Origin of the sequence: Cryobacterium arcticum (assembly GCF_003185895.1) — a bacterium.
Classification (GTDB): Bacteria; Actinomycetota; Actinomycetes; order Actinomycetales; family Microbacteriaceae; genus Cryobacterium; species Cryobacterium arcticum.
Window position 1 is genome coordinate 1,488,682 of record NZ_QHLY01000012.1, and the last position, 19,953, is coordinate 1,508,634.

The window sequence follows — 19,953 nt, forward strand, 5'->3', positions numbered from 1 at the left end:
TCTTCTTCCACAGTTCCGCACCACAACACCTGGAGTCGTACCGCTCTCATGCTCTCCCACCCCGTCCAGCCCCTGCTCCACGATTCCGCCATCGTTCTGGCCGCGCCCACCCAGGCCTGGTCCGGCGCCGACGGACGCACCAGCATGCCCATCCACGGCCTGTATCACGCGGACACCCGCATCCTCTCCGGCTGGAGCCTGCTGGTGGGCGGCGCCACCGGGGAGCCGATCGGCTCGGCCGCGCGCGGCGCCGGGGAGATGACGTTCAGCTCCCTGCTGCGACACCTCGACGACCGCACCGCCGACCCCCGGCTGCGGCTGCAGGTCACCCGCACGGTCACGGCCGGCCGGCTCACCGAGCGCATCACCATCGAATCCGGGCTGGCGCATCCGATCGACACCACCGTGGCGGTGCGTCTGTCGGCCGACTTCGCCGACATGCAGACCGTCAAGGCGGGCCTGGGCAGCGCCGCCGACCGGGCCGCGTTCCCGGCGGCCGAGCTGCCCGAGAGCCCGGTGATCGACGTGCAGACCACGGCAGCGGGCATCCGCCTGGCCACGCCCACCGTGGCGGCGCTCGTGCAGGTGAGCGGCAACGGCGTGTCGGGCACGGATGCCGCGGCGCTCGGCTTGGCCGACCCGGTCGGCACCCCCGGGTCCACCGAACTCGGTGCCACGTGGGCGGTCACCGTGCCGGCCCGCGGCAGCGTCACCGTCACGTGGACCGTCGACATCGACCATGCCGCCACCGTCGTGCAGGCAGCCCCCGGGCTGCCCGAGTGGGCGGGCGTGTCGGTGCAGTCCGGCGACGCCCGCCTGGCCCGCTGGGTGCAAAAGGCATTGAAGGACCTCTCCGGCCTGCGGATGGCGACCACCGCGCGGCCGGAGGAGCCGTTCCTCGCCGCCGGCGCCCCGTGGTTCTTCACCCTGTTCGGCCGGGACTCGATCTGGGCCGCCCGGTTCCTGCTGCCGCTGGGCACCGAGCTCGCCGCCTCCACCCTGCGGATCCTCGCCGAGCTGCAGGGCACCACCACCGTCGCCGACACCGCCGAGCAGCCCGGCAAGATCATGCACGAACTGCGGCCCGCCGCGTTCACCATCCCCGGCGAAGACGTCTCGCTGCCGCCGCTGTACTACGGCACCGTCGACGCCACCCCGCTGTGGATCTGCCTGCTCGCCGACGCCCACAGTTGGGGCATGGCCGACGCCGAGGTCGAGGCGCTGCTGCCGCACCTTGAGGCGGCCCTGGCCTGGATGCGTGACTTCGGCGACAGCGATGGCGACGGGTTTCTCGAGTACGTCGACAGCACCGGCCACGGGCTCGCCAACCAAGGCTGGAAGGACTCCGGCGACTCGATCCAGTGGCGCGATGGCAGCCTCGCCGACGGGCCGATCGCCCTCTGCGAGGTGCAGGCCTACGCCTACCAGGCTGCGATCGGCGGCGCCGACCTGCTCGATGCGTTCGGCCGGCCCGGCGGCGACGCCTGGCGGGCCTGGGCCGAGGAGCTCAAGACCCGGTTCCGCGCCTCGTTCTGGATCGACTCCCCCGCCGGCCGCTACCCGGCCGTGGCGCTGGACGCGTTCAAACGCCCGGTCGACACCGTGACCAGCAACATCGGTCACCTCCTCGGCACCGGTCTACTCTCCGCCGAGGAATCCGCCCTCGTCGCCGCCCGCTTGGTCTCCCCCGAGCTCAACTCCGGCTACGGCCTGCGCACCATGTCGACCGACTCGGCCGGCTACTGGCCGGTGAGCTACCACGGCGGCTCGGTCTGGACCCACGACACCGCCATCGCCATCGCCGGGCTCGGCCGCGCCGGCTTCGGTGCCGAGGCGGGCGAGCTGGTCACCGGCCTGCTGGCGGCGGCCGAATCGTTCGACTACCGCATGCCCGAGCTGCACTCCGGCGACGCCGCATCCGCCGTCACCGCCGCCGGCGCCTACCCGGCCGCCTGCCGTCCGCAGGCGTGGTCCGCCGCCGCCGCCATCTCGGTGCTGGGCACCGTGCTCGGGCTGGCACCCGACTCGGACACCGGCCAGGTGGGCAGTACGCCGATCGAGCCCCCGGTCGTGGGAGAGGTCACGGTGCACGGGCTCGCCAGGACACTGCGGGTCGGCTGATCGGGGTTGCGCTGCGCAGGGTGGGCTGCGGGTCAGCTGATCGGGGTGCGCCGCGCGGAGGTGGCTGGTGCGCCGCGCGGGCCTCGCCGGCCGGGCACTCTGCGCCTAGCATCCGCTCCATGAGCACCCACCCCAACCCCCAACCCACCCCGGTCAAACAGCTCCGCCTCGTCGTGGAGACGGAGGACTTCGACGCCGCCGTCAGCTTCTACCGCGACGTGCTCGGCCTGCCCGAACAAGCCGCGTTCGAGGGCGAGGGCGACGCCCGGGTCGTCATCCTGAGCGCCGGCATCGCCACCCTCGAACTCTCCAACCCCGCTCAGGTGCGCCTGATCGACCGGGTCGAAACGGATGGCGGCACCAGCGCCCGCCTCCGGGTCGCGTTCGAGGTCGACGACACCGCCGCCACCACCGACCGGCTCGTCGACGCCGGCGCGCAGCTCACCGCCACGCCCCGCGAGACCCCGTGGCGCTCGATCAACGCGCGGCTGGAGGCCCCGGCCGGGCTGCAGGTCACCCTGTTCCAGGAGCTGGATGCCCCGCCGCCGCAACCAGAAGCCTGACCGGAGCTGCGCGGGCAAAACGCCGATTCGCCCGTGGCGCGCCACCCGCGAACCGGCGCCCGACCCGCGCTTCGCGGAAGTCACCCCCATGCCACCGGATGCCCCGCGACGACCACCCGGCCCAGCCACGCATCCGCCGCTCACCACAGCCGACCCACCTGCCGAGCCACCTGCCGGAGCTGCGCGGGCAAAACGCCGATTCGCCCGTGGCGCGCCACCCGCGAACCGGCGCCCGACCCGCGCTTCGCGAGAGCCACCCCGCGACCACCCCAGCGACCACCCCGTGGCGCAGCGCCCCCTCCCGCCACGGCAGAATGAAACAATGAACCGATCGGCGACCCTCAACCGGCCCCTCGCCCTTCTCGTCGCCGGCACGTTCTTCATGGAGAACCTCGACGGCACCATCATCCAGACCGCCGCCCCGGCCATGGCCCGCGACCTCGGCGTGAACGCCGTCGACATCAACATCGCCATGACCGCCTACCTGCTCACCCTCGCCATCGGCGTTCCGGTCAGCGGATGGCTGGCCGACCGGTTCGGCACCCGGCGCATCTTCGCGCTGGCGATCGTGATCTTCACCGTGGCGTCCGCCCTCTGCGCGCTGAGCACCTCCCTGCCGATGCTCGTGGCCATGCGGGTGCTGCAGGGTGTGGGCGGCGCCATGATGGTGCCGGTCGGCCGGTTGGCGGTGCTCCGCTCGGTGCAGAAGCGCGACCTGCTCGACGCCATGGCCTACCTCACCTGGCCCGCGCTGCTGGCGCCGGTGCTCGCCCCCGTGATCGGCGGGGTGCTCAGCGACACCGTCGGCTGGCAGTGGATCTTCCTCGTCAACATCCCGATCGGAGTCGTCGCGTTCCTCGTGGCCCTTCGAGTGGTCCCGGCGGTCGACCCGATCAGCGCCCGCCGGCTGGACTGGGCCGGCTTCGCCCTGGTGGGCGTGGCCCTGGCCGCGCTGGTGCTCGGCATGGAACTCATCGGCGGCAGCTCGACGAACTGGTGGCAAGCCGTCGGGCTGCTCGGCGTGGCCGCCGTGGTGGGCACCGGTGCGGTGCTGCGGATGCGGCGGGCGGCGCATCCGCTGCTCGACCTGTCGGCGCTGGTCATCCCCACCTTCCGGGTGGGCAACGTCGGCGGTCTCATCTACCGGCTGCTGATCGGCGCCGCCCCGTTCCTGTTCGTGCTGCTGTTCCAAACTGGGTTCGGTTGGACCGCCTCCCAGGCCGGACTGCTGGTGATGGCGGTGTTCCTGGGCAATATCGCCATAAAACCGGCGACCAGCCCGCTGATCCGCCGATTCGGTTTTCGCACGGTGATCGTGGGCAGCAACCTCTGCGGCGCCGCCGTTTTCGCCGCCTGCGCGTTCATCGAACCGGGCACGCCGCTCGCCGTCATCGCCGTGCTCCTCTTCCTGAGCGGCGTGTTCCGGTCGATTGGCTTCAGCGGCTATAACTCGGTGCAGTTCGCCGACGTGCCCGCGGCGCTCACCTCGGGCGCCAACACGCTCGCGTCCACACTGCAGCAGGTGGCGGTGGGCCTCGGCATCGCCGCCGCCGCGCTCATCGTGCGCGGCACCACCGCCGGCGCCGCGCTCGTCGACCCCGACGCCACCGAGCTCGGCTACCGCTGGGCGTTCGCGGTGCTGGCCGTGCTGCTGCTCCTGCCGGCGATCGAGGCCTGGCGGATGTCGCGCGAGGCCGGCGCGGAAGTCGCCGCCCGCCGCTCCCGCTGACCCGGCCGGCGCAGACTGGAGCCGCTCGCCGCTCCCGCTGGCCCGCACCCGCGCAGACGGAGCTACACTCGCTCGGCACCGCCTTCTCCCCACCCGGAATCCTCACCCCGGAAAGCAGGCCGCAATGACCGTTCCCCGCCTACTCCTCACCGTCGGCCTGGCTGCCGGCATCGCGTTCGTCGGCTACCTCCTGGGCACCAGGGCCGGCCAAGACCAGTCCAGGAAGATTCGCGCCAGCGCCCACAAAGCCGCCCGCAATGCCTGGACCCCGGAGCCCAAGAAGGACCGCACTCGCATCCAGAAACTGGCTAAACGCAACGCCAAGAAGATCGACAAGGCCGTGCACCACTGAACGTCGCACGCTAATAAGGAAATAGTTCGCTAATAAGGATGCTGCGCGCAATTTCGTCCTTTTTAGCGCACTATTTCCTTTTTCGGGGCTGCGTCGACGCGCTCAGCGCACCGGCGGCGGCGCTGTCGACCCGCGCACCACCAGCTCGGGCTGCACCCGGAACTCCTCAGGCAACTCACGCCCCTCCATCAGGGCATCGAGCAACGCGAAGGAGAGCACTCCCACCTTCTCGAAGTCCTGCCGGATCGTGGTGAGCGGCGGCGACGCGAACGCGGCCAGCGGGTGGTCGTCGAAGCCGACCACCGAGACGTCCTCTGGCACCCGCAGGCCCCGGTCCAGCAACGCACGGATGGCACCCAGCGCCACCTCATCGTTCGCGCAGGCGATCGCGGTGACCTGGTCGCCGTAGTTGTCGAGCATCTCCCGGGCGGCGTTGTAGCCCGACAACGGCCGCCAGTCCGCGCAGCGGATCACCGGGTAGTGCGGCAGCCGGGCCTGGGTGAGGGTGTCGAGGATGCCGAGCGAGCGCCGTTCCGTGGGCCGGGTGTCGTAGGGCGCCAGGATGAAGATCGACCGGTGCCCGAGATCGATGAGGTGCTGCGCGGCGATCGCGCCGCCGCGGTACTCGTCAAAGGAGACGAACGGCCGGTCCGCCACACCGCCCTCGGCCTGACCGGTGGCGGAAACCACCGGCAGGTACCCCGGCAACGCCGGAATCGTGGCATGGGCGCCGTCGTCGAAGTCCACCACCACGACTCCGCCGAGCGCGTGCGAGGCCACGGTGCTCACGGTCTTGCGCACGCTCGCCTCATCCGCACCCTCGATCACGCTGATCAGCACCGACATATCCCGCTCGCGGGCCCGCTTCTCGATGCCGTGGATCGTGGCTGCGTAGCCGTAGTCGGCGGTGTTCGAGGTCACGATGCCGATCGTCGTCACCCGCCCCGAGACCAGCTGGCTCGCGGCGGCGTTACCGAAGTAACCGATTCGGTCCATGGCCTCGTGCACTCGTTCGCGGGTTTTCGCGGTGACCTTGACGGACCCCTCGATCACCCGCGACACCGTCACGGTTGACACCCCGGCCGCAGTGGCGACATCAGTGAGGGTGGGTCGTTGCGGAAACCTGTTCACGGTTGAATCCTATGCGCGAGCAGGTGTTTTGGCGGCGGCCGCACAGGCCCGGCGCATCATCCCTTGACCGCCCCGCTCATCAAGCCGGAGATGAAGTAGCGCTGCAGGAACAGGAAGATGATCGCCACCGGAAGCACCGCGATTACAGAGCCGGCCATGAGTCCGCCCCAGTCCACCGAGTTGGCGCCCTTGAAGAGCATCAGCGCTGGTGTGATCGTGCGCAACGAGTCGGTGGAGATGAAGATGTACCCGAACATGAACTCGTTCCACGCGGTGATGAACGAGTACAGACCCACCGACACGATCGACGGCAACATCACCGGAAGCACCACGTGCGTGAGCGTCTTCAGCCGGGAGGCACCGTCGATCTCCGCGGCTTCCTCAAGCGACATCGGAATGCTGTCGTATGCGCTGGACAGCATGAACGTCGACAACGGAATGACGAACGTCGTATACGCCAGGATCAGCGAAGCGTAGCTGTCGAGCAGCCCCAGGTTGCGCATCGTGATGTAGAGCGGCACGAGCAGCAGCACACCGGGGATCATCTGCGACACCAGCATGCCGAAGTTGGTGCCCTGCACCAGCCTCATGCGGTAGTTGCGGCTGAACACGTAACCCGCCAGCAGCGAGATCACCAGCGACAGCGCACAAGCCGCCAGCGAGACGATCAGGCTGTTGCGCAAGTACTCGAGAAAGTTATGCTCCACGAACACCCGCACGAAGTTGTCGAGGGTGGGCGACTGGATGAAGAACGAGGGCGTGCGGGCCCGGATCTCCTCGCGCGGCTTGAGCGAGGAGATGACCATCCAGATAAAGGGGAACAGCGTATAGACGGAGAGGATGGCGAGCAGCACGTAGCTGACGGCATTGCCGGTGCGGCGTTGGGAGGTGATCGACATGATGCGTCCTATCCGACGATCTCGTCGCTGAGACGGCGACGGTAGCGGTAATACACGACGAAGATGAGCGACGTGCCGAGGAACATGATCGTCGAGAGGGCGGATGCCGCCCCGACGTCGAATTGCTGCAGGGAGTAGCGATAGATGAGAATCGGCAGCGTCATGGTGGCGTAGTTCGGGCCGCCCTGGGTCATCACCCAGATGAAGTCGAAGTTCACCGCCGTCCAGATCAGGTGGATGAACACAATGATCAGCGAGACGCTGCGCAGCTGCGGCATGGTGACGCTCCAGAAGCGGCGCCAGGCGTTCGCGCCGTCGAGCGCTGCGGCCTCGAACAGTTCGTCGGGGATGGCCTGCATCGCCGCGAGGAACGAGATCGTGTAGTACGGGAAGCTCCGCCAGACATTGACGAAGATCACCGTGGACATCGCCCACTCCTTGTCGCCGAGGAAGTTGATCGGTGAGTCGACCAACCCCGTCGACGTGAGCAGGCTGTTGATGATGCCGAAGTCCGGGTTGAGCATCCACTCCCAGGTCATGCCCGCCACCACGATCGGTACCAGCCACGGAATGAAGGTGGCGACCCGGAACAGGCCCTGGCCGCGCATCTTGCGGTTGAGCAGAAGCGCGGCGCTGAGACCGACCACGAACTCGCCGATAACAGATCCGATCGTCCAGACCAACGTGTTGCTCACAGCGGGGAAGAAATGCGGGTCGGAGACCACCTTGTGGAAGTTGTCGAGGCCGACGAAACCGCCGACACCCGGGTTGACCAGATGCGCATCTTGGAAGGCATCGGTCAGCACCGTGACCAGGGGGTACCCGATGAGTACGGCGAGAAACAACAGCGCCGGACTCAGGGCCAGTATCACGAAGCGCCTGTTTGTGGTCTTGCGTGAGTCAGCTCCGACTCGCATTTTTGTCACCTATCTGTTGACGAGGGCGTCAGGTTGGCTGGGGGCATCAGCTGCCCGCAGCGTCACCCGACGTCTCGAGTGCTTCGTTGATCGCGTCGCCCAGCCAGATCGCGGCATCCTCAGGGCTCTGGTCGTCTTGCAGCACCATGGCGAGGGCGTCGATCATGTCCTGCGTGACCTCGCCCAACGAGATCGGCGGGTAGGTGACACCGGTGTCGAGCAGGGCGGCAAAGTCCTTGCTCCACTTGCTGTCGGTGGAGACGGAGCTCAGCGACGACCGGTCGGCGAAGGCCGCGGTCTGCCATTCCTCGCTCGCGAACTGCTGCGCGAGTTCGGTGGATGCTTCCAGGCTGTCGGAATTGGCCATGGTGAAGATCGGCTTCGACTCGATGTAGGTGGCCGGCTCGCCATCCGTCGGGTACGGGATGGGGTGCACGCTCACGTCACCCATGGTGTCGGCGTTGGTGGTCTCGCGCTCGGCCATCCAGTTGCCGGTGACGAAGGAGGCGGTGAGGCCGGTGGCGAAGTTCTCGTCGGTGTCTTCCCAGCCGTAGGTGGCCGAGTTCTCATTGACAGATCCGCTGGCGAGGAGGTCCTGGTAGAACTCGAACACCTCCGTCGCCTTGGCGAGTTCGTCGGGGTTGTCGTTCCAAGTGTTGGCGAAGCCGCCGCCGTCCTGTTCCTCGGCGATGCTCAGGCCCTGCTGAGCCAGGTAGACCAGCAGTTCCTGCGGCTCGCGCACGCCGGCACCGGTGAGACCGTAGAACGAACTGTCGGTGGCGTCTTGCACCTTCGAGCCGACGGCGAGCACGTCGTCCCAGGTGGTGGGCACCTGCACGTTGGCCGCGGCCAGCAGGTCGTCGTGCACCAGGTAGGCGCGGGCGGTGGTCTCGTACGGGAAGCCCACGACCTGACCGTCCACGGTCATGGAGCTCTTGACCGCGTCACTGACCTGGTCGGCGTCGCCCCATGAGTCCCAGGCATCCGACACATCGGCGAGGATGCCCAGCTTGGAGAATTCGCCCACGTACTCGGGCAGGCCCCAGACCACGTCGGGAAGGTTGCCGCCTGCTGCGGAGGCGATCAGCTTCTCGTGGATCTGGTCGTAGGTGAAGTTGGTTTGGTTGACGGTGTAGCCCTTGTCGTCGGCCCAGGCCTGGATCAGCGGGTCGAGAGTCTCGGCGGTGGCCTCCCCCTCGCTCCAGGATGTCCAGAGTTCGATGGTCTTCGGGTCTGCGCTCGAGGAGCCCGAGCAGCCGGTGAGCGCTAACGCCACGACGCCGACCGACGCCACGAAAGCGAGTTTCTTCTTCATTGAAAAGTGCCTCCTAGATTCTTCGTTGAATTTCCGGCGAGAGCCGGGACCAATCGTTTGCTTTCGCAGCAGCGATGCCCTCGAACGAGGGCCAGCGGATGATTAACCTTTGTCATTGTGGAAGGCGACTCGGCTCCGGGTCAAGTAATAATCGGAAAGTCGTCGGTAACAATTTCCACTCGATGAGACATTCTGGCGAATTTAATCGCTGCTGATCAGGATCTTTATAAGATGAAGAAAAGGACATACCCACGGGTCGCTTGACGCCGACTCCCGCGGCTCGTAATGATAGGGGTCAATCATGATCGCGCACCGCTGCCGATGTCGGCTCGGTGTGACGACCGACACTCGATGGGGACACCACCATGACTGACTTCACCTGGGGCGCCGGCGCCTTTCCATTGCGCGTGATCGCGACCGATTCCGGCCCCGTGCTGCTCTCCATCAATCCGGGCACGGATGCGATCGAGCCGGCCAAGCACCGCGCCCGCCCCGCCCTGGTGGAGGTGCTCGCCGTGGGTGAGGGCCGTGGCCTGAACAACATGCGCGCGATCCGCACCACTATCGGCGACCGGCTGCGCTATCAGGACCACACCGAGATCGACGGCGACGGCGTGACCAGCCTGGTGATCCGCCAGCGCGACACCGAGACCGGCCTCATCGCCACCACGACCATCGCCCAGTTCGACGGTGTCGAGGCTTACCGGGTGCACACCGAGGTGACCAACCAGGGTGACAAGCCCCTCGTGCTGCAGCAGGTCACCTCCGCCACCCTGATCGGGCTCACCGGGCACCTCGGCGAGGCCGCCGACCTCGACCTCTGGACCGCGCGCAGTGAGTGGTGCGCCGAGAGCCGGTGGTACTCCACCGCGCTCGGCGGCGCGGCCGGCTTCGCCGACATCAACACCGCCGTCCACGGCCACTTTGCCCGCGGCACCATCTCCTTCGCCGGTCACTCCACCTGGTCGAGCGGCGAGTACCTTCCCGTCGCCGGCGTGGAGAACCGGGTCACCGGGCACTCCCTGGTCTGGGAAGTGGAGAACAATGGGCCGTGGCGCTGGGAGCTCGACACCCTCTTCGACCCGGCCGAGGCGCTCGCGCTCGCCCTCCTCGGCCCCACCGACGTCGACCACGCCTGGACCACCCGGCTCTCCCCCGGCGATAGCTTCACCACCGTTCCGGCCTCGTTCGCGGTGGCCACCGGCGGCATCACCGGCGGCATTGGCGCCCTCACCGGCCACCGCCGGCGCTCGCACCTCGCAGTGCACGCCGACCTGGCCCGACCGCTGATCTTCAACGACTACATGAACGCGCTGATGGGCGACCCCACCACTGAGAAACTGCTGCCGCTGATCGACGCGGCCGCGGCATCCGGCGCCAGCTACTTTTGCATCGACGCCGGCTGGTACGACGACGGAGGCGACTGGTGGCCCAGCGTGGGCGCCTGGGAACCCTCCACCGTGCGCTTCGGCGAGCGCGGCCTCACCGGGGTGCTGCAGTACATCCGCGAGGCCGGCATGACGCCGGGCCTGTGGGTGGAGCCCGAGGTCGTGGGCGTGCTCTCCTCCGTGGCGACCGAGCTGCCCGACGAGGCCTTCATGTACCGCGCCGGCGTGCGCATCGTGGAGCACGACCGGTACTTCCTCGACTTCCGCAGCGCGGCCGCCCGCGACTACCTCGACGGCGTGTTCGCCCGCTTGATCGAGCAGTACGGCGCGCGCTATTTCAAGTGGGACTACAACGTCACCCCGGGTTCCGGCCCCGACACCGACGCACTCAGCCCCGGCGAGGGTCTGCTCGGGCACACCCGGGCGCACCTCACCTGGGTGGAAGCGCTGCGGGCGCGCTACCCCGAGATCATTCTCGAGGCCTGCTCGTCGGGCGCCCAGCGGATGGATGCCACCATCCTCGCCCGCTACGACCTGCAGTCCACCACCGACCAGCAGGATTACCGGCTCTACCCCACGATCGCCGCAGGCGCCCCGATGTCGATGCCGCTGGAGATGGCCGGCAACTGGGCCTACCCGCAGTCGGAGTGGACCGACGAGCAGATCGCCTTCACCCTGGTGACCGGGCTGTCGGGCAGGCTTTACCTCTCCGGCAACATCGACCGGCTGAACGAGCACCAGCTCGCGATCGTGCGCGAGGCCACCGGCGCGTACCCGGCCGTCATCGCCCACCACGCCCAGGCCCTGCCGGCCTGGCCGCTCGGCCTGCCGGTGTGGGACGACCCGCAGGTGGCGCTGGCCAGCGCCACGGATGCCGAGACCCTAGTCTTCGTCTGGAACCGCGACGTCGAGGCCACCTCGGCCGCTCTCTCGCTGCCCGCGCACCAGGGGGCCGACATCGTGGTCGACACCATCTTCCCCACCGCGCTAACGGCCTGGCCCACGGAATGGGACGCGGCATCCGGCTCGCTCGCGGTCGATCTCACCGGCGCCGGCGAGTCTGCCCGCGTGCTGCGCATCCGCCGCGCCTAACCATCCCGGGTCTCGTCCAGAGACCACCTCACCGGATCTCGACAAGCTCGATCAGCGAAATGGGCACGACCCAACGCTGGTCGAGCCCGTCGAGGCCCCGCGACCCATCCGCCGGTCGAGCTTGTCGAGACCCCGCGACCCGACGTGCATTAGCGCCCCACCCATTCCCCGGCCATTGCGCTCAACGCGTTCGCGGATGAAGCTGCCCCTGTGCCCGACACCAACTGCCCTCACCCGCTCAGCAAACGCGATGCCTCCGCGCTCATCGGCGTGCTCGCCAATCTCGAGGGCCTGGTCTGGACGACCGGCGTCGACGACCACGCGGTGCAGAAACTCCTGACCCGCCTCGAGAGTGACGGCATCGCCGCTCCCCCAGGTGACTCGACCGAGGTGCGTTACAACCTCCGCCAGGCCCTCAACGACCTCAACCAACAACTGCGCTACGCCCTCGGCGAGTACGACAGCCCGCACAACTCCGCGCCGGTTCCCCGCTGACCGGCGGAGCGGGCGTCCGGCTCGCGTAAGGGCCGCCGCTAGTCTGTCGGGATGACTGATGCAACCGTTGTCTACGAAAACAGTGGCTGGTGGCTCGGGCTCGCGATCGTCACCGCCGGCCTGGCCGAGATGAAGGGTCGCCGCCGCTGGATCTGGTTTGTGCTGGGCCTGTTGCTCGGCCCACTGGCCACGGCGCTGGTGGTCGTCTGGGCCCGGCCCGCCGCCGCCGACTTCCGCTGAGGCGCTCCAGGTTCGCTCTCGGAGGCGGCCCGCGCTCCCAGAACCTAGTCACCTAAAAAGGCAATAGTCACCAAAAAAGGACGAAATGCGGCAGAACGTCCTTTTTAGCGAACTATTGCCTTTTTAGCGGCCGTCCGTCGGCCTCGGCACACCACAGCCAGGCGGATGCGTCGCCCGCTACGCGTCCACGGCCGCGGGGTCCTCCGCACCGGCACGCTTCCCGGCCGACCGGCGCGCGGCGATGCCGGCCGTCATCTCCCGGTAGTCCGGCTTCGCAGCCACAGCTCCGCCCACCGCCAGTGACCGCCGGGTCTCGGCGAGCAGGTTCTCCACCGCCTGCTCGAGACGGTCGTAGCGCTCCAGCCCGTAGTACTCGTGTTTGTCGGGCTTGCCCTCGCCCTGCTCCCGCACGGAATAGGCGTGATGCCGCACGAGCATCGCGGCCATCTGCACCCGGCTGTTGCCCACGAGCTGCAGCTGATCCACGCCGATCCGCACAGCCTCGTGGGCGTTCTCCAGCTTGGCCAGGTCGACGGGTGCGCCCTTGTTGCCCACCAGATGCAGCATCCGTCGCGCCTGCGAGGTGACCTCGACGGTGGCATCCCGCAGGTTGTCCAGCCGCATCGCGTCGCGCTTCACCCGGCCCGCCAGTACGAACTTGATCAGCTCGGCCACGAGCACCGATAGCGCGGCACCGAGGAAGGCGCCCACGGCGATGGGCAGTGACGCCACGTCGAGTCCCAGGCTGGCGGCGGCAGGGAACACGCTGTCACTGATCATGACCTCACCCTAGGGGCCGCGCGGTCACCCGGCGTGCACCCGCGTCCCATCCCGCTCGTCGAGCCGCCCTCTCGATGGTCGAGCCGCTCTTCCGCTGGTCGAGCCGCCCTTCCGCTGGTCGAGCCCGTCGAGACCCCCGCAACCCAACCTCGAAACCCGCCACGCTACCCCTGCTCAGCCGTCCAGTTCCCGTCCGCAGTGAACCGAATCACCGACGGACCACCGCTGAGCGGCACCGTGCCCTCATACGCGCCGATCTCATTCACCAGCAGGGCCATGCCCATCGCGTTGTCGGTGAACTCCATCACGGTGAAGTTCGCACTCCCGTCATGCGTGAGCGTCAACTTCGACGCCTCCCCGCCGTAAAGGAAGACGTCGTCGCCGAATCCAACAGCTGCCGGGTCGGCCGCGTACGAGATCGGTCCCACGTCAATCGTCCAGGGGACATTCGCGGTCACCTTGAGCGCCACAACGGTCTCACCCAGGTCGCCGAACAGGCCGTACGCGCTGGTGCCGGTGTAGGCACCGATGCTGTTCACCAGCAGGTCTGCGGTCGGCTGGTTGTCCGCGTCCAGGCCCTGCACGCTGAAGTTCGCCGTTCCCTCGAAGGTGGCCCGCACCAGGCCGGCAGCCGCACTGGCGGGCAGGTCGATGATGGTGTCGGTGGAACCGGTCTCGCTGACCACGTCGAACACGCCGTACTTCTCTTCCGCCCAGGCCACGACGTCTGAACTGTCTCCGGCGTCAGCCGGTTCCTCCGCGCCGTCCGCGGGCGCTTCGACCGCGGGTGCGTCGTCGGCGGGCACTCCGGCTGCCTCGTCCACCTGCTCGACGAACGCCTCCGGAATCGCCGCCACCGTGGCCGCGGTGCTGATCCCGATCGCGACACTGCCGATCCCGCCGACCACCACGAATCCGGCGGTGACGAGCCAGGCCGACTTCTTGGCGGCGTCGTAGCCGGCGAGGCGCTGGCCGCGCTTGTCGGTGGTGCTGCCGGTGAGCACGATGATCAGGTCCACGAGCGACCAGATACCCAGGCCACCCAGGGTGACGAGCTTGGCCACGGCGGTGCCGATCTTGCCCAGGTAGAACCGGTCGGCACCGACCGTGCCGAGGAACAGGGCGAGCAACCAGGTGACCACGAAACTCTTGGCCGGCTGTGCCGCCAGCGGCGGCTGAACGGATGCGGCGGGCGGCACCTGCGTGCTCGGCACGGGCGGCGGGCCGTAAGGGGCGATGGGCTGGGACATGGAGCTCTCCTCGGTGGGCATCGCAGACCCTGGGAGCCGACGGGCGGCAGTAGCCGGCCATCGTGGTGATTCCCCCCAGAACACGTGTACCCGAAGGCTAGCGGCTGACCGCGCCCACCGACACCGCCGGGTGGAATCCGGCAGCGCGCATCCGCTCACCGGAGCCGGCCGTTACGATCGAGCCATGGCTTCCCGACCCCCGCGAGTGCACCCGGCGGGTCAGCGGATGCCGGTGCCGGCCCGCCAGCGTCGCCCCCGCGGGCGCTCCAGCGCCGCCCGATACCTGCCGGTCCTGCTCTTCGTGCTCGGCTACCTCGTGGTCACCGCGCTCTGGCCGATCCAGATGTGGGTCGCCGGCCTGTACCTCGTTGCCAGCGTCGTGTGTTTCGTCGTCTACGCGGTCGACAAGTCCGCGGCCAAGGCTCAGCGTCAGCGGGTGTCGGAGTCGACGCTGCTATTCCTGGGGGTCGTCGGCGGCTGGCCGGGCGCCATCGTCGCCCAGCAGACCCTGCGGCACAAGACCCAGAAGGCGAGCTTTCTGAGGGCGTTCTGGGGCACCGTGGTCATCAACGTGATCGTCTTCGCGGTGTTTGCCACGCCCGCGTTCGCCCTCATCGTCGACTGGGCCGAGCACACGCTGTTCTGAGCGAGCCAGCCCGGTCCGAGCGCCTAAACTCCTGTGGTCACTCTGGCGTCACCCGCGGATCGCTCGGTCCGCCGCGTGTGCCTTTGTGCGCCTCTTCGATGATGCGCACATTGCGCACCGTCACCGACTCCGTCATCAGCAGGTCCAGCGAGGTGACGAACAGCCGGCCGATCTCGTCGGCGCTCACCACTGCATCCGGCACGTCGACCCGGAATCCCTGCGCCTGCAGCCCGCCCTCGTTAGAGAAGGTGATCTCGGCGTCGAACACCGCACGGTACTGGCTCATCCTGTGGCTCCTTCGATCTACTCCGGCGCGGGCCGGGTTATGGTCTGCACCCACGTGGCGTGATCTCGCAACCCGTACCGCACCCCCAGCCTGATCACCCAGAACAGGGCGAAGGCGGCAAGAGCCACGACAATTAGGTAGATGAGGATCCCCAGGGCGCTGAACATGCAGCAACCGTACCAAGGCGGCACACACGTCGCTCACAGCGGCACCGCCTCGGCGACGGCTCGGTCCCGGATGGCTTCCCCCAGCTGTCGCACGTGCACTACTCGCCGGGACGCCTGACCTAGCAGCGCAGCACTCCGTGTACATCTCAATGATCGAGATGTACAATTGCGCTCATGTCCACTGTCAGCGTCGCGGACGCACGCAACAACTTCTCCGACATCATCGCTCGCTCCCAAAGTGAAGCGGTGTTTGTCGAACGTCGCGGCCAGCGCGCCGCCGTCGTGGTCAGCCCCGAACAGTACGAGCGAATGCTCGAGGCGCTCGAAGATGCCGAAGATGTCGCCGCATTCGACGAGGCCATGGCCGAAGAGGGTCCCAACATTCCCTGGGCGCAGGTGAAGGCCGATCTGGGCTGGACGTGAGCTACCGCATTGAGCTGCGTCCTTCTGCAGTTCGCGCGTTGAAGCGAATCGACCATCAGGATCGCGACCGCATTCGTGGCGCTATCGCTCTGCTTGGTGAGGACCCTCGCCCGCCAGGGGCCAAGGCCCTCCAGGGCCGCCCGGGACTCCGTGTTCGGGTCGGGAATTACCGCATCATCTATACAGTCGACGATGACGTTCTCATCGTCGCGATCGTCGCGATCGTCGCGCTCGGACATCGCCGCGACGTTTACAACCGCTGACCGCACGAGGCCGCATAGATCGCGAGCTCAGACCGACGGCGCCCGGCGCACCGGTGCGAAGGTCTCCGGCTTGTCGGGCCGCAGGAACTCGACGATGAGATCGCGGCACAGGTCGGGCTTCTCCACCAGTACACCGTGCGACGCGTGCGGCACAACCGCGAGCTCACCGGCGGGCAGGGCGCGATAGAGCTCCACGATGTGTTCGAGTGCCATGTCGTCGTCGTCGCCCACGAGCACGAGGACGGGCATCCGGATGGTGGCGAGATCGGCCGGTGTCAGCGTCGGACCCTGGGCATGCATCCGCCGGAGCTTCTCGACCACCACGGCGTAGTGCGCCCGGCCATGCGGGGAGACCTCGGCGTAGGCGTCGACCATGAACTCCGGCACGTCGGCGTCGAGCGTCTCGGCGGGCCAGCCGGCTAGCGAGTAGACGCCGGAGACGAACACGAGGTGCGAGACCAGGTCGGGGCGGCGCAGGGCCACGAGGAGTGCCACGACGGCGCCGTCACTGTAGCCCAGCAGTGGTGCTGGCCCGCTGGTGTGCTGCTCGAGAAAACGGATGGTGTCGAGCGCCATCGACTCGAAGGTCATCGGGCCGTCGGTGTCGGGCGTGCGCCCGTGGCCGCGCCGGTCCGGCGCGAGCACCCGGTACTGCTCGGCGAAGCGCTGGATGATCGGGGTGAGGGCCCGCGCGTCGGTGCCGCCGGGATGCAGCATGGTGAACAGCGGGCCGGTGCCCAGCTCGATGAACTCCAGGTCGACATTCTTCGGCGACGGCTCCACGGCGTCCTCTCTCGGTTGGTCATTCTGCAAACATTGGCCGTGCACCGCGCCACGTGCCCGAACTCACAGCGCGAGGCGGCAACCCGTCTCAGTCGAGAATGGCCGCCAGCGACGTGCCGAGCAGCCGGGCCGACTCCTCATACTTGGCCGTCAGCCGCACCCGGGTTTCGGCCGGCAGTGCGGCCTGCCGGGCCGGGTTCGCGTTGTGTGCCAGGTCGGCAAACTTCACCGTCATCGCCAGCGGGTCGGCAGCCACCCGGGCCATCGATTCCGCGAGCGGTTCCCCGGCCCGTTTGGTCACCGCGTCCACGGCCAAGACGATGTGCTCCGCGAATCCCTGCGCGCGCAGGTCGTCGAGCGTCACCGACGTGTCTTCAACCACGTCGTGCAGCACCGCCACGATCTTCTCGTCCACGCCGTCGACGCGCGCCAACACCCCCAGCGGATGCTGAATGTACTCCACCCCCAGCTTGTCCACCTGCCCCGCATGAGCCGCCGTAGCCAACTCAATCGCCGCCTCCAGGCTCCCCGCCCCACCCGATGGTCGAGCCTGTCGAGACCCGTCCCCGTCCGCTGGTCGAGCTTGTCGAGACCCCGCGACATCCTGTCCAACGCTCACCGCCTGCCTCCCCAACTCCCCCAACTCAACCCCGCTCAACCCCGGCCACCCATGCACAATCCGAACCCACTCCCCCGGCACCGCCGACTCCCCCCACCGAGCCCCGACCAACCCGCCGGCAATCGCCGCCACGGTATCCGTGTCCCGGCCACCGCGCACCGCACTCTCCAACGCCAACTGCAGCTGACTCGCATCCGTCTCGGGCGCCGACCGAATCGCCGACCAGGCCGCCTGCAACGCCTGCACCACCCAGCCGTTCCGGTCGAAGTACGCCGGCGGATGCGCCTCCGCCTCGTCGATCAACCCGGACCACCGTTCCCGCCGCTCCACCGGCAGCGCGCCGAGGGCCACCCGCACGTCCAGCTCCCCCGCCAGCACGGCATGCCGAACCGCCAGGCACCAGAGCACGCAGGCGTCGCCGGCATCCGCTTCCACATGGGTGAGATCGCTGATCGCCCGGGCCGCCACGGCCAATCCATCCGGGTCATCGAGATAGGCCAGCGCCACCGGGGCGGTGCGCATCAGCGACCCGTTGCCGGCGCTCCGACCGTTGAGATCGTGGTGCTTCTGCGCCGAGATGCGCACGCCGGCCGCGGTGGGCACCGCGCTGCCGAGCACCGCCCGCAGCTGAATACCCACATCTTTAGCGGTGCGCGCCCAGCCCACCCATTCCGCCACGATGTCGTCGAGCACCCGCTCATCGGCCAGGTCCCGTCCGGCGGCAACTGCGCGGGCGATCGGTACGGCCATCGAGGTGTCGTCGGTCCACTCCCCGGGCGCCCAATCGAACTGGCCGCCGCCCTTCATCGTGACCGCGGCGCCATCCGGCAGTGGCGGCCCGAACTCGTAGCCGGCACCGAGCGCGTCGCCGCAAGCCAGGCCCAGAAGCACACCGGCGGCCCGGTCGGTCTGTGCGGTGGTGAGTGTCATGGCAGCCCCCTCGTGATCAAACGCCGATCACTTCGACCGTATCGCGGCACGGCCTCCGGCCACCACCCGGTCGCCTGTTCGGGTCGGGGCGAGCGATGATCCTCATGGGGTGCTCGCCGGCGTACATCCGGGAGGTGGCGAGTTCCCGCTGATCGAGAAGTCCTCGCAGGTGAGAAACCTCGCCTGGTTCGCGCCCAACACCCACGACGCGATCACAATGGCCAGCACAACCACGGCAATGAGCCACTTCGACCGGCGCGGCGTGCCCCCGGCAAAGTGAGGCCACACGATGCGCACCAGCACCCACAGGGTGAACGGGATGCCGAGAAGCACGGCCGCAAACGCCGCCAGGTCCAGCAAGGCGATCCCGAGGTCGGTCACGCTGTCATGGGCGACGAAACTGAGCAGAAGCCAGACCGAGGGCAGCAGCAACAGCACCGCCCGGCCGAGCCTCCCGCGCAGGGGGCGATGCTCAACCAGCACGAAGACCAGGGCGGCAGCGGATGCGGCCCACAACGCGAGGATGTCATCGAAGAAGATCTCGCCCCAGGCGCCGAGCGTGAACGCCGGCCACCAGGCGATAGCGGCCATGCCCACCATGATCACCCCGGCGGGCACGTCGCGTCGCCGACGGTCATCCGCCACCGCCGCATCCGGGGTCTCGCGCACACCTGCAAGCTAGCCGGGGCCCGGTCGACTCCGATAGGGCGCATGCCACCCGAACCTCAGGGCTACCGCGGCCGCCGTAACCGGATCGGACCCTTGGCGGTCGAGGGATCCACCACCGACCCGCCCTGCGTGATCTGCAGCTCGCCGCGGGCGACCATGCGCCGAGCCGCCCGCCGCGCCGGCTCCATGAGGTCGCGCCACTCCTCGCCGCCGATCGCCCGCGCCGCGTCGGACGGGCAGATCGTGGCATCCTGCGCCCGAGCCTCGAGCAGCGTCACGATGGTCTCTTCCAGCCGACGGTCTGTCTCGTTGACTCCGTGCGCGCGGCAGGCGGCAGAGCAGTACTTCACCGCATCCCAGGTGTTGGCCCATTTGGCTCGCCACTCGATGCGCCGGCCACACGAGGCACAGGTCTTGTCCGCCCGGTCGCCGGGGGCGTCAGAGGGGGCGCGTTGACGGTGGGCCATGCCTTCTATCTTGCGGGATATACCGGACTTCGGGTGGGGCATCCGCCGAGCCAAAACGGATGCTTGAAGAAGTCATCGCCAGGTGAGGCTAAACGCCGCCGCCCGGGCGCATCCACGACGTTGAGCCCTGCGCCCGCCGAGCTGCGGCTTCCGGGCTAGTATCCTCCGACGCACCGGCTCGCCTGAGATCGTCGTGCGAGTCAGCGCGACGGCGTGCCCGCACTCGCAGGAGCACGATGACCGTAACCGAAAGCGCAACGATCAGGCCGAACCCGATGAGGAACGCGACTACCGTGTATGGATCCATGCCACCAGTCTCGTTGTTGGCAGGCCCAGAAACCAGCTCTCGGGCGACAGCTGCCGGGCTCGCCGGCGTGGTCTCCCACCTCGGGCTCGCCGGACTGGTCGAGGGCAGACACCCCGTTCGA

21 protein-coding genes are annotated in these 19,953 nt (G+C 68.4%); 10 read left to right on the forward strand and 11 right to left on the reverse strand.

The window, feature by feature from the left end; genetic code table 11:
• Window positions 1-48: 48 nt before the first annotated feature.
• The 4 genes from CTB96_RS16685 (at window position 49) to CTB96_RS16700 (ending at window position 4,765) form a co-directional block, all read left to right on the forward strand.
• The gene (locus tag CTB96_RS16685) at window positions 49-2,121 is read left to right on the forward strand and encodes a glycogen debranching N-terminal domain-containing protein (protein WP_110127923.1); all 2,073 of its coding nucleotides are present in this window, start codon (window positions 49-51) and stop codon (window positions 2,119-2,121) included.
• Between the two features lie 119 nt (window positions 2,122-2,240).
• Window positions 2,241-2,684, forward strand: coding sequence for a VOC family protein (locus CTB96_RS16690; RefSeq protein WP_110127924.1), 444 nt, complete (start codon window positions 2,241-2,243; stop codon window positions 2,682-2,684).
• Window positions 2,685-3,006: 322 nt separating this feature from the next.
• The gene (locus CTB96_RS16695; RefSeq protein ID WP_110127925.1) at window positions 3,007-4,413 is read left to right on the forward strand and encodes an MFS transporter; all 1,407 of its coding nucleotides are present in this window, start codon (window positions 3,007-3,009) and stop codon (window positions 4,411-4,413) included.
• A 124-nt stretch (window positions 4,414-4,537) separates the two neighbouring features.
• Window positions 4,538-4,765: a hypothetical protein gene (locus tag CTB96_RS16700; RefSeq protein WP_110127926.1), complete on the forward strand. Its 228-nt coding sequence runs from the start codon at window positions 4,538-4,540 to the stop codon at window positions 4,763-4,765.
• 102 nt (window positions 4,766-4,867) lie between these two features.
• Here the strand turns inward: CTB96_RS16700 and CTB96_RS16705 are convergent, their stop codons facing one another.
• From CTB96_RS16705 to CTB96_RS16720, 4 genes are all read right to left on the reverse strand, one after another.
• Window positions 4,868-5,896: a LacI family DNA-binding transcriptional regulator gene (locus CTB96_RS16705; RefSeq protein WP_110127927.1), complete on the reverse strand. Its 1,029-nt coding sequence runs from the start codon at window positions 5,894-5,896 to the stop codon at window positions 4,868-4,870.
• Between the two features lie 56 nt (window positions 5,897-5,952).
• Entirely contained in the window at window positions 5,953-6,795 is an 843-nt protein-coding gene (locus tag CTB96_RS16710) for a carbohydrate ABC transporter permease (RefSeq protein ID WP_110127928.1), read from the reverse strand.
• Between the two features lie 8 nt (window positions 6,796-6,803).
• On the reverse strand, window positions 6,804-7,667 hold the full coding sequence (locus CTB96_RS16715) for a carbohydrate ABC transporter permease (RefSeq protein ID WP_219993275.1): 864 nt from the start codon (window positions 7,665-7,667) through the stop codon (window positions 6,804-6,806).
• 91 nt (window positions 7,668-7,758) lie between these two features.
• Entirely contained in the window at window positions 7,759-9,027 is a 1,269-nt protein-coding gene (locus CTB96_RS16720; protein ID WP_110127930.1) for an ABC transporter substrate-binding protein, read from the reverse strand.
• Window positions 9,028-9,392: 365 nt separating this feature from the next.
• Between CTB96_RS16720 and CTB96_RS16725 the strand changes: the two genes are divergently transcribed.
• The 3 genes from CTB96_RS16725 to CTB96_RS16735 all read left to right on the forward strand — a co-directional run bounded on the left by CTB96_RS16725 (window position 9,393) and on the right by CTB96_RS16735 (window position 12,242).
• On the forward strand, window positions 9,393-11,507 hold the full coding sequence (locus CTB96_RS16725) for a glycoside hydrolase family 36 protein (RefSeq protein ID WP_110127931.1): 2,115 nt from the start codon (window positions 9,393-9,395) through the stop codon (window positions 11,505-11,507).
• A gap of 210 nt (window positions 11,508-11,717) precedes the next feature.
• Window positions 11,718-12,002, forward strand: coding sequence for a hypothetical protein (locus tag CTB96_RS16730; RefSeq protein WP_110127932.1), 285 nt, complete (start codon window positions 11,718-11,720; stop codon window positions 12,000-12,002).
• Between the two features lie 51 nt (window positions 12,003-12,053).
• Entirely contained in the window at window positions 12,054-12,242 is a 189-nt protein-coding gene (locus CTB96_RS16735) for a hypothetical protein (RefSeq protein WP_110127933.1), read from the forward strand.
• A gap of 177 nt (window positions 12,243-12,419) precedes the next feature.
• On the opposite strand, the gene CTB96_RS16740 is transcribed toward CTB96_RS16735, so the two are convergent.
• Together CTB96_RS16740 and CTB96_RS16745 are read right to left on the reverse strand one after the other, a co-directional pair.
• A complete protein-coding gene (locus CTB96_RS16740) occupies window positions 12,420-13,022 on the reverse strand; it encodes a hypothetical protein (RefSeq protein WP_110127934.1) in 603 nt (200 codons plus the stop codon).
• 164 nt (window positions 13,023-13,186) lie between these two features.
• Window positions 13,187-14,272, reverse strand: coding sequence for a TM2 domain-containing protein (locus tag CTB96_RS16745; protein WP_219993276.1), 1,086 nt, complete (start codon window positions 14,270-14,272; stop codon window positions 13,187-13,189).
• A 184-nt stretch (window positions 14,273-14,456) separates the two neighbouring features.
• On the opposite strand from CTB96_RS16745, the gene CTB96_RS16750 reads away from it, so the two are divergent.
• Window positions 14,457-14,918 (forward strand): DUF1294 domain-containing protein, encoded by a 462-nt coding sequence (locus CTB96_RS16750; protein ID WP_248283418.1) that lies wholly within the window; start codon window positions 14,457-14,459, stop codon window positions 14,916-14,918.
• Between the two features lie 37 nt (window positions 14,919-14,955).
• On the opposite strand, the gene CTB96_RS16755 is transcribed toward CTB96_RS16750, so the two are convergent.
• A complete protein-coding gene (locus CTB96_RS16755) occupies window positions 14,956-15,204 on the reverse strand; it encodes a hypothetical protein (RefSeq protein ID WP_110127937.1) in 249 nt (82 codons plus the stop codon).
• A gap of 341 nt (window positions 15,205-15,545) precedes the next feature.
• Between CTB96_RS16755 and CTB96_RS16760 the strand changes: the two genes are divergently transcribed.
• The gene (locus CTB96_RS16760; RefSeq protein WP_110127938.1) at window positions 15,546-15,794 is read left to right on the forward strand and encodes a type II toxin-antitoxin system Phd/YefM family antitoxin; all 249 of its coding nucleotides are present in this window, start codon (window positions 15,546-15,548) and stop codon (window positions 15,792-15,794) included.
• On the forward strand, window positions 15,791-16,057 hold the full coding sequence (locus tag CTB96_RS16765) for a type II toxin-antitoxin system RelE family toxin (protein WP_110127939.1): 267 nt from the start codon (window positions 15,791-15,793) through the stop codon (window positions 16,055-16,057). The genes CTB96_RS16760 and CTB96_RS16765 overlap by 4 nt, the downstream gene beginning before the upstream one ends.
• Window positions 16,058-16,084: 27 nt before the next feature.
• On the opposite strand, the gene CTB96_RS16770 is transcribed toward CTB96_RS16765, so the two are convergent.
• The 4 genes from CTB96_RS16770 to CTB96_RS16785 form a co-directional block, all read right to left on the reverse strand.
• Window positions 16,085-16,840, reverse strand: coding sequence for an alpha/beta fold hydrolase (locus tag CTB96_RS16770; protein ID WP_248283419.1), 756 nt, complete (start codon window positions 16,838-16,840; stop codon window positions 16,085-16,087).
• A gap of 88 nt (window positions 16,841-16,928) precedes the next feature.
• Entirely contained in the window at window positions 16,929-18,389 is a 1,461-nt protein-coding gene (locus tag CTB96_RS20850; RefSeq protein WP_110127940.1) for an ADP-ribosylglycohydrolase family protein, read from the reverse strand.
• A gap of 102 nt (window positions 18,390-18,491) precedes the next feature.
• Window positions 18,492-19,058, reverse strand: coding sequence for a hypothetical protein (locus CTB96_RS16780; protein WP_248283420.1), 567 nt, complete (start codon window positions 19,056-19,058; stop codon window positions 18,492-18,494).
• A 62-nt stretch (window positions 19,059-19,120) separates the two neighbouring features.
• Window positions 19,121-19,567, reverse strand: a complete 447-nt coding sequence (locus tag CTB96_RS16785) for a DUF3253 domain-containing protein (RefSeq protein ID WP_427846495.1) — start codon at window positions 19,565-19,567, stop codon at window positions 19,121-19,123.
• Window positions 19,568-19,953 lie beyond the last annotated feature (386 nt).